The organism is Paraburkholderia sp. Ac-20342 (genome assembly GCF_017104985.1).
Classification (GTDB): domain Bacteria; phylum Pseudomonadota; class Gammaproteobacteria; order Burkholderiales; family Burkholderiaceae; genus Paraburkholderia.
On record NZ_JAAGPQ010000152.1, the window covers coordinates 1 to 8,236 of the forward strand.

Genomic DNA, 8,236 nt, shown 5'->3' on the forward strand with positions numbered 1-8,236 from the left:
TAGCGCGCGGGCGCGCGCGCCGCAAACGTCTGCTGGCCGACCACCTTGCCGTTCTGCGTCAACGTGACGCGCGCACCGACCGCGCCATGGCTCTCCGTCTGACTGTCGAACACCTGCTCGAACTCGGTCAGATCGACGCGCAGCACCGGTGCGGCCACGCCGTCCGCGCCCGTGAGCACGGTGCCGTGCGCACCGAACGCGCCGCGCAGGCGCTGCGTCAGCAACTGCGACGGCATCATCGTCCAGTGGCTGTTCGCGTAGGTGGCCGTCTGCTGCGCGTCGGCGTAGCTCAGGCGATAGATGAGCCGGTCGGATTCGAGCACGGCCGGCGCGCCGACCTCGAGCACCTTGACGGCCGGCAGCCGGGCAGCGGCGGCCGTCTGCGGCGGCGGCCCGAAGTCGTAGCGGCTGTCCGACACCACCGCGGACGTGCCCGCGCAGCCCGCCGCCAGCACGCCGAACGCGAGCAGCGCCGCGAGCGCGGCGCGCGAGGACAACAGTCGGTGAATCGAGCGTGACATGGGCATCTTCCTTTCTTGAGCCAGCGGATTTAGTGGGCTGCCGGGGCGGCGCCAGCGGCGGGCCACGTGAAGCCGGCCTCGCCCGGACCCGGCGCCGGGCGCGGCGCGCCGAACAGCACGCTGCGCGGATTGGTGCTGAAGGTATCGGCGGCGCGGTCGATCGATTGCGCGGCCGAGCGCACGTCCTCGGTCAGCGAGTTCACGCGCGGCAGCGTCTCGTAGCCGACCCGCGCCGACAGATCCTGCAGCGACACGTTCATCTCGGCGAGCGCGTCGCCGGCCTGCTGCGCCGCCGTGCCGACCTTGTTCAGATTGCGCTCGAACGGGCCGTCCGGACGGTTCAGGCTCGTAATCATCCGGTTGGTCGAAGCGAGCGTGCGATTCAGCTGATCGACCGTGGCGGGCAGCTTGCCCGCGACCGGCGCGATCTGCTGGCTCAGCCCGGCGATCCCGGACGCGGCCTGCTGGATGCTCGCGGCCGTGTCGTGCAACTGCGCGACCATTTCCGGCGACAGCATGTCGTTGACGTTGTCGGTGACTTTTTCGAGCTTGCGCAGCAGCACGTCGCCGCGCTGCTGCAACTGGTCGAGCAGGCCCGGGCGCATCGGCAGTTGCGCGACCTGCTGCACCGACGACGGCAGCGGCGTCAGATCGCGCCCGGTGTCGTCGAGCTGGATGAACGCGATGCCGGTCACGCCTTGCAGGCCGAGGCTGCCGAACGTCGAATGGGTGATCGGCGCGTGTTCGTCGACCATGATGCGGATCATGATCTGCCCCGGATGGCTCGGATCGAACTTGATCGACTGCACGCGGCCGACGTCGAGCCCGCGAAAGCGCACCGCCGCGTCGGCAAAGAGCCCGGTCACGTTGGTGCGCGCGATCAGGTCGTACGGCACCCGCACGGTGCGATCGACGTTGAACAGAAATGCGGCGAGCGCGACCGCCGCCGTCAGCACGACCGTGAAAAGCCCGGCCCAGAATGCGTGTGCTTTGTTTTCCATTGTCAGGTTTCCTGGTTCATGGCGGCCCGGTTCATAACGGCAGACCTCATAGCGGCAACTCGGACGACGCCGCTTCGAGCGCGGCCCGCGGCAGCTTCGCGCGGCGCTCGGGCGGCAGCGCCTGCAGCGCGCGGCGCCCGCGCAGGCCGAGGAAATATTCGCGGATAAACGGATGATCGACGCCCGCCGCCTCTTCGACCGGCGCGTTGACGAGCACCTTGCGATCGGCAAGCACGGCGACGCGCGTCGAGATCGCGACCATTGTGTCGAGGTCGTGCGTAATCATCACGACCGTGAGGCCGAGCGCGCGATGCAGCGCGGAGATCAGCTCGACGAATTCGTCGGACGCCTGCGGGTCGAGCCCGGCGGTCGGTTCGTCGAGGAACAGCAGTTCGGGTTCGAGCGCGATCGCGCGCGCGATGCCGACCCGCTTGATCATGCCGCCCGACAGCGCCGACGGCATCTTCGACGCGTGCTTGCACGGCAGCCCGACCATTTCGAGCTTCAGCATCACGATGTCGCGCAGCAGGTCTTCGGGCACGCGGCCGAGCTCGCGCACCGGCTGCGCGACGTTGTCGAACACCGACAGCGACGAGAACAGCGCGCCGCGCTGAAACAGCATGCCGGAGCGGCTGCGCATCAGCAGCGCGGTTTCGGGCGAGATGGTCGCGAGGTCCTGGCCGAACAGCTTGATGGTGCCCGACGAGGGCCGCTCGAGGCCGAGAATCTGCCGCACCAGCGTGGTCTTGCCCGAGCCCGAGCCGCCGACGATCGAGACGATCTCGCCGCGCCGCACCTCGAGGCTCAGGTGCTGATGCACGATGTTGCGGCCGTAGCGCTTGGTGATGTCGTTCACCTCGATCACCGGCTCGGCGATCGACGGCACGGGCTGGCCGCGCACGGCTTCGGTCAGTGGCGCGATCATCCGAGCCCCACGTTCTGGAAGAGGATCGCGAACACCGCGTCCGCGAGAATCACGATGGTGATCGAGGTCACCACCGAGGTCGTCGTGCCTTCGCCGAGACTCTGCGAATTGGCCTTGATACGGAAGCCGAAATGACAGCCGGTGATCGCGATCAGCATGCCGAACACCGCGCCCTTGCCGAGACCGATCCAGAGATTCGCGATCGGCACGACGACGGGCAGCTGCCGCGCGAAGAAGTTCATGTCGATGCCGAGCACGAGTTTCGCGGCGAGCGCGCCGCCCGTCAGCGAGATGATGTTGGTCCACATCACGAGCAGCGGCATCGCGATGCCGAGCGCGACCACGCGCGGCAGGATCAGCCGCAGGCCGTGCGGGATGCCCATCACGCGCATCGCGTCGAGTTCCTCGGTCACGCGCATCACGCCGATCTGCGCGGTGATCGCCGAGCCCGAGCGGCCCGCCACCAGAATCGCCGAGAGCACCGGGCCGAGTTCGCGGATCACCGCGAGGCCGAGAATATTGACGATGAACTGGTTCGCGCCAAAGATGCGCAACTGCTGCGCCGACAGATAGCTGAGCACGATGCCGATCAGGAACGCGACGAGCGCCGTGATCGGCAGCGCGCGCGCGCCGGCGTTGTAGATGTTCGCGGAGATTTCGGTCCACGGCGTGAGCTTCGGCTTGCGCACGATCGCGAGCAGGTCGAGCACGACGCGCCCGAGCATTGCGACGCCGCCGTACAGATGCTCGAAGAACGAGAAGAGCCCGAGGCCGAGGCGCGTGAACGGATCGAGGCGCTTGACCGGCTCGGCGCCCTCGCGCACCGTGTCGAGCAGCGCGATGCGCTCGAAGATGTCGCGTTGCGTGTCGGTGAGCGCGGTGCCGGGCGGCATCTTGTGGCCCCATACGCGCCACAGCGCCTGGCCGCCGACGTGATCCATCCTGTCGATACGCGACAGGTCCCACTCGCCGATGCCCTGCGCGCCGGTCAGCGAACGCAGCAGCGGGATCACGTGCCCGGTGTCGCGATCGCGCGCGAGCGCGAGCGCCGTCCACTGGCCCGAGAGACGGACGATCTTGCCTTGGCTGCCGGCCGCGACTTCGAGGCCGGGCGGAGTGTCGTAGTTCAAGGATCGCGGAAGCTGGTTATCGGATGAAGGGCCATTGTAGCGAACGACGGGCCGATGATGTCCGCACCGATCCGCACGCCAATCCCGCCGAAGGTCGCTGTCGCTACAATAGGTGCCATGAATGCTTCCAAGTCTCCCACGCCCTCTCCTGCAACGGCCAATGCGGCCGAGGCCGACTGGCGCATCGACCGCGAGCGCGCGGTCAGGCTGTTCGGTGCGCATGCGCATGACTGGCCGATCGAAATCGTCGAGGAAACCGGCTCGACCAATGCCGACCTGATGGCCCGCGTGAAGGCGCTGCCGCGCCGCGCGAGCGCGCTGCCGCGGCCGATCGTGCGGGTCGCGTATCTGCAAACCGCGGGGCGCGGCCGCCGCGGCCGGCCGTGGTATGCGGAGCCCGGCAATGCGCTGCTGTTTTCGGTCGCCTGCGTGCTGCCGCGTCCGCTCGAAGGGCTCGCGGGACTGAGCCTCGCGGTGGGCGTCGCGCTCGTCGACGGGCTGCGCTCGCTGCCGGTCGCCGGTCCCGGGCAGATCGCATTGAAGTGGCCGAACGACGTGCTGCTCGAAGGCGACAAGCTCGCCGGCATCCTGATCGAAACCGCGTGGAGCACCGAGTACGCGAGCGCGGTCGTGATCGGCATCGGCACCAACGTGAAGGGCGCCGACGCACTCGCGGCGAAGGTCGGCGCGCTGCATGCCGACGTGCCGCCGCAGGCGCGCGGCACCGTGCCGACCGCGCTGCAGCGCGCGCTGCCGAACGCGAATCTGACCGACACGCTCGCCGCCGAGCTGAACGCGCTCGAACCGGCGTTGCAGCGCTTCGGCGCCGACGGCTTCGCGCCGTTCCAGCCGCGCTGGAACGCCGTGCATGCGTACGCAGGCCGCGACGTCGTGCTGCTCGAACAAGGCGAGGAAATCGCGCGCGGCGTGGCAGCCGGCGTCGACGAACACGGCCAGTTGCTGCTCGATACGGCCGCCGGCCGCCAGAGCATCGCGACCGGCGACGTGTCGCTGCGCCTCGCCGACGGTGCCGCATGACGCAGCACGCGCCTTCTCTGCTGATCGACGCGGGCAATAGCCGGATCAAATGGGCATGCGTGGACGCGGATGGCACGCAACTGGCGGCCGGAGCGCTAGCACACGAGGATGTCGCGCGGTACGGCTTGCAAGCCGATGCGGGGCCGGTGTCCGGTCTGCGGGGGGATTCGACGCCTGGCTTGCAGTCGGGCTTGCAGGCTGTGTCGCGGAGTAACGCGTCGGCGGGCTCGACGCCCACGTTGCGGCCTGCTTCATCGCCCGGATGGTCGGGCTTGCCGACACCGCGCGGCGCGTGGTTGTCCAACGTCGCCGGCGCGGACGTCGCGGCGCGCATTGCCGCGCTCGTCGACGCGCACTGGCCGCAACTGCCGCTCACGACGATCCGCGCGAGCGCGCGTCAATGCGGCGTCGTCAATGGCTACACGGCGCCGCACACGCTCGGCAGCGATCGCTGGGCCGGCATGATCGGCGCGCATGCGGCGTTTCCCGGCGAACATCTGCTGCTCGCGACATTCGGCACCGCGACGACGCTCGAAGCGTTGCGCGCGGACGGCTCGTTCGTCGGCGGACTGATCGCGCCGGGCTGGACGCTGATGATGCGCTCGCTCGGCGAACACACCGCGCAATTGCCGACGCTCGATGCCGCGCGCGCACGCGGCCTGCTCGACGCCGGCAACGACGCCGGGGCAGGCCGCCGCGGCCCGTTTTTCGCGACCGATACGCCGCGTTCGCTCTCGGCCGGCTGCACGCTCGCGCAGGCGGGACTGGTCGAGCGCATGTGGCGCGATCTGCAGGACGAGTGGCAGGTGCCGGTGCGGCTCGTCGTCAACGGCGGCGCTGCGGACGAGGTGGCGAGCGCGCTCAAAGTACCGCATACTCGCCACGATTCGCTCGTGCTGTCGGGCCTCGCGCTGATTGCCGCCGAGGATTCGGCGCGGCAGGGCGGTTGATCGACGCCATGATCGGTGCGCGACAAATGCGGGGAGCCAAGTCCGCGACCGGCACCCGACTCGCGCACTCGTGAACCGCCACGGCAGGTCGCCCGCGCGCCCGCTTCCGGCACCTCACCCCGACCCCGGCTCAACTTCTTCTGGACTGGAACCCTCAACCATGCTTCGCGGGCTGATCGCCATTCTGATTCTTGCCAACGTGCTGGCTTTCGCCACATCGCTGGGCGCATTCGGGCCGGTGCCCAGCGCCAGTAGCCGCGAGCCCAATCACCTGAACCGGCAGATTCATCCGGAGTCGCTGACAGTGCGGCCCGTCAGCGCCGCCGATGCGGCCGACCAGGCGGTCGTCGGCGGACCGGCGCCGCAAGCGCCGATTTCGACGTCGGCGTTGCCGCAGTAGCGAAGCGGCTGAAGCGATCGAAGCAGTCGGTCAGCCCTGCGTGCGCACCTTCTTCAGCAGCGCGGTCGTCGAGCGATCGTGCTCGAACGGAATCGCCAGCGCCTTGCCGCCCCAGCCGCGCACGATTGCCGATTCGGGCAGCGCGTCCATATCGTAGTCGCCGCCCTTCACGAGCACGTCCGGCCGCAGCGCCGAAATCAGTTCGACCGGCGTTTTTTCGCCGAAGCTCACCACGTAGTCGACGCTTTCGAGCGCCGCGAGCAAGGCCATCCGGTCGGCTTCGTGGTTGATCGGCCGGTCGTCGCCCTTGCCGAGCATGCGCACCGACGCATCGCTATTCACGCCGACGATCAGACAGGCGCCGAGCGCCTTCGCATCGGCGAGATAGGTCACGTGTCCGCGATGCAGAATGTCGAACACTCCGTTCGTGAATACGACCGGCGCGGTCAGCGAAGGACGCAGTTTCACCAAGGCATCGCGCGTCAGAATCTTGCGTTCGAAAATAGCGGGCATCGCGGGGGTATGGAAAGAGGAAAAAGAAAGTGCCGTCACGATACACGCTGGACGGCCTCAAGCAAAACGGTCCGGCAAGCTCGCGCCTGCCGGACCGTTTCTATTTGCCTTTCGATGCCGTGCTTTAAAGCAGCGCCTCAAGGCAATGCCTCAAAGCAACAGGGGAACCGTGCAACCTCGTTCGCGGTGACTGCGCCGCAGCCCGGCTCCGCGCATCGGGATCGAAGCGCCACCACCACTGCCGGCGTCAGCGCTCATGCCCTCACGCCGGTTGCGCCGGCGCCTGACCGTCGGCCTGCAAACGCGCGACCACTTCCTTGCGATAACGATTCAGTTCCTGCGCCGTGTTGAACGTGCGCTCGAACAGCAGCGACAGGTTGTGGAGGATGCGCTCGACCACTTTCTTTTCCCAGCCGTCGTCGAAACGGATCTGCTCGTCGAGCCAGCGCTCGAGCCATTCCGGATCGGGCAGGCGCGATTGAATCGTGTCGCGCGGGAACAGCGCCTGATTCACGTGCAGGTTGGTCGGGTGCAGCGGCTTTTCGGTGCGGCGCGCCGACGCCATCAGCACGCCGATTTTCGCGAACGCGGCACGCGCGATGTCGCCGGTTTGCGCCATCGCCTTCTTCATGTAGCGCAGATACGCGCCGCCATGCCGCGCTTCGTCGCGCGAAATGGTTTCGTAGATGTGCTTGATGACCGGCTCGGTGTGCCATTCGGCGGCACGGCGATACCAGTGATTGAGGCGGATTTCGCCGCAGAAGTGCAGCATCAGCGTTTCGAGCGGCGGCGCGGGATCGAACTCGAAGCGCACCGCGTGCAGTTCCTCTTCGGTCGGGACCAGTTCCGGCTTGAAGCGGCGCAGATATTCCATCAGCACCAGCGAATGCTTCTGTTCCTCGAAGAACCACACACTCATGAACGCGGAGAAATCGCTGTCGTGATGGTTGTCACGCAGAAACATTTCCGTGGCGGGCAACGCCGACCATTCGGTGATCGCGTTCATCTTGATCGTCGCGGCCTGCTCGTCGGTCAAGAGCGATGCATCGAACTTGTCCCAGGGAATGTCCTTCTCCATGTCCCAGCGAACGGATTCGAGCGATTTATAAAGTTCCGGATAAAGCATGGTGTTCATAGTCCCGCCCCTGTTCTGCGCATACTGTCTGTGTCTGTTGCTGCTACGTGTAACCGTTTTGCCACGGCGAACGAACGTACCGTTTGTCGGCCAAGCATTCAATTTTACGCGCTAATCTGCCGCCCATAGGCATCGGGAAGCAAAGAAGTCCGGGCGTTTGCACAGGAACCTGAAACATGAATCAGGCGCTGTGCGGCCAACCGTGGGTGAGGAATACCCTGTGCCTGAGGTCGAGCCAGTCTGCGTTGGAAACCGCACCGTCCAGCCCTGCGCCGGTGGTGCCGGCGGCAAACGACGCGTGGGCGGCGGGATTGGTTCTTTTCTGCGTGCCCCCAAAGCCAGATAAAGCTTACACAATCATAGCATGCGGACCAGGTGAAACCTGTGACAGAACCGGCTCGATCGCACGATGGTATTGACTTTCCGCAACACTGAGCCGAGTTCGCGGAAGCGGCAATGAGCGACGCTGCGGCAATGGCGGAGCGCGGCCGAAGCGACGCCCCGCCACCGCGCTCATTGCGGCTTCTTCGCCCCCCCTGCGCTCGCGCCAGCAGCGCGTTTGGCCGCCGGCGCCGCGCGCTTCGCGGCCGGCCGTTTCGCGGTGGGCTTCGCGCCTCGCGCTG

At 67.3% G+C, this 8,236-nt stretch carries 9 protein-coding genes; 3 read left to right on the top strand and 6 right to left on the bottom strand.

Going from position 1 to position 8,236, the window contains the following annotated elements; translation table 11 throughout:
* From G3N58_RS32685 to G3N58_RS32700, 4 genes are all read right to left on the bottom strand, one after another.
* A partial coding sequence (locus G3N58_RS32685; protein WP_206001263.1) for an ABC-type transport auxiliary lipoprotein family protein occupies window positions 1-521 on the bottom strand: 521 nt, incomplete at its 3' end.
* 29 nt (window positions 522-550) lie between these two features.
* Window positions 551-1,522: an MlaD family protein gene (locus G3N58_RS32690; RefSeq protein ID WP_167042447.1), complete on the bottom strand. Its 972-nt coding sequence runs from the start codon at window positions 1,520-1,522 to the stop codon at window positions 551-553.
* A gap of 46 nt (window positions 1,523-1,568) precedes the next feature.
* Window positions 1,569-2,447: an ATP-binding cassette domain-containing protein gene (locus G3N58_RS32695; RefSeq protein WP_206001264.1), complete on the bottom strand. Its 879-nt coding sequence runs from the start codon at window positions 2,445-2,447 to the stop codon at window positions 1,569-1,571.
* Window positions 2,444-3,577 (bottom strand): ABC transporter permease, encoded by a 1,134-nt coding sequence (locus G3N58_RS32700; RefSeq protein WP_167042443.1) that lies wholly within the window; start codon window positions 3,575-3,577, stop codon window positions 2,444-2,446. Before G3N58_RS32700 ends, G3N58_RS32695 begins: the two co-directional genes overlap by 4 nt.
* Window positions 3,578-3,694: 117 nt before the next feature.
* Between G3N58_RS32700 and G3N58_RS32705 the strand changes: the two genes are divergently transcribed.
* The 3 genes from G3N58_RS32705 (at window position 3,695) to G3N58_RS32715 (ending at window position 5,965) form a co-directional block, all read left to right on the top strand.
* Window positions 3,695-4,615 (top strand): biotin--[acetyl-CoA-carboxylase] ligase, encoded by a 921-nt coding sequence (locus G3N58_RS32705; protein WP_167042441.1) that lies wholly within the window; start codon window positions 3,695-3,697, stop codon window positions 4,613-4,615.
* Window positions 4,612-5,565 carry a type III pantothenate kinase gene (locus G3N58_RS32710; protein WP_206001265.1) on the top strand — a complete coding sequence of 318 codons (954 nt, stop codon included), beginning with the start codon at window positions 4,612-4,614 and terminating at the stop codon, window positions 5,563-5,565. The genes G3N58_RS32705 and G3N58_RS32710 overlap by 4 nt, the downstream gene beginning before the upstream one ends.
* Window positions 5,566-5,725: 160 nt before the next feature.
* Window positions 5,726-5,965, top strand: coding sequence for a hypothetical protein (locus G3N58_RS32715; RefSeq protein WP_167042437.1), 240 nt, complete (start codon window positions 5,726-5,728; stop codon window positions 5,963-5,965).
* A 30-nt stretch (window positions 5,966-5,995) separates the two neighbouring features.
* Here G3N58_RS32715 and rfaE2 read toward each other — a convergent pair whose 3' ends face one another.
* Window positions 5,996-6,478 carry a D-glycero-beta-D-manno-heptose 1-phosphate adenylyltransferase gene (rfaE2, locus tag G3N58_RS32720; protein ID WP_205991167.1) on the bottom strand — a complete coding sequence of 161 codons (483 nt, stop codon included), beginning with the start codon at window positions 6,476-6,478 and terminating at the stop codon, window positions 5,996-5,998.
* 262 nt (window positions 6,479-6,740) lie between these two features.
* Window positions 6,741-7,613 carry a ferritin-like domain-containing protein gene (locus G3N58_RS32725; protein ID WP_205991165.1) on the bottom strand — a complete coding sequence of 291 codons (873 nt, stop codon included), beginning with the start codon at window positions 7,611-7,613 and terminating at the stop codon, window positions 6,741-6,743.
* Window positions 7,614-8,236 lie beyond the last annotated feature (623 nt).

Coding starts and splice junctions, on each gene's coding strand:
- G3N58_RS32710 (WP_206001265.1), top strand. CDS start 4,612: ATGACGCAGCACGCGCCTTCTCTGCTGATCGACGCGGGCAATAGCCGG.
- rfaE2 (WP_205991167.1), bottom strand. CDS start 6,478: ATGCCCGCTATTTTCGAACGCAAGATTCTGACGCGCGATGCCTTGGTG.
- G3N58_RS32690 (WP_167042447.1), bottom strand. CDS start 1,522: ATGGAAAACAAAGCACACGCATTCTGGGCCGGGCTTTTCACGGTCGTG.
- G3N58_RS32725 (WP_205991165.1), bottom strand. CDS start 7,613: ATGAACACCATGCTTTATCCGGAACTTTATAAATCGCTCGAATCCGTT.
- G3N58_RS32705 (WP_167042441.1), top strand. CDS start 3,695: ATGAATGCTTCCAAGTCTCCCACGCCCTCTCCTGCAACGGCCAATGCG.
- G3N58_RS32715 (WP_167042437.1), top strand. CDS start 5,726: ATGCTTCGCGGGCTGATCGCCATTCTGATTCTTGCCAACGTGCTGGCT.
- G3N58_RS32695 (WP_206001264.1), bottom strand. CDS start 2,447: ATGATCGCGCCACTGACCGAAGCCGTGCGCGGCCAGCCCGTGCCGTCG.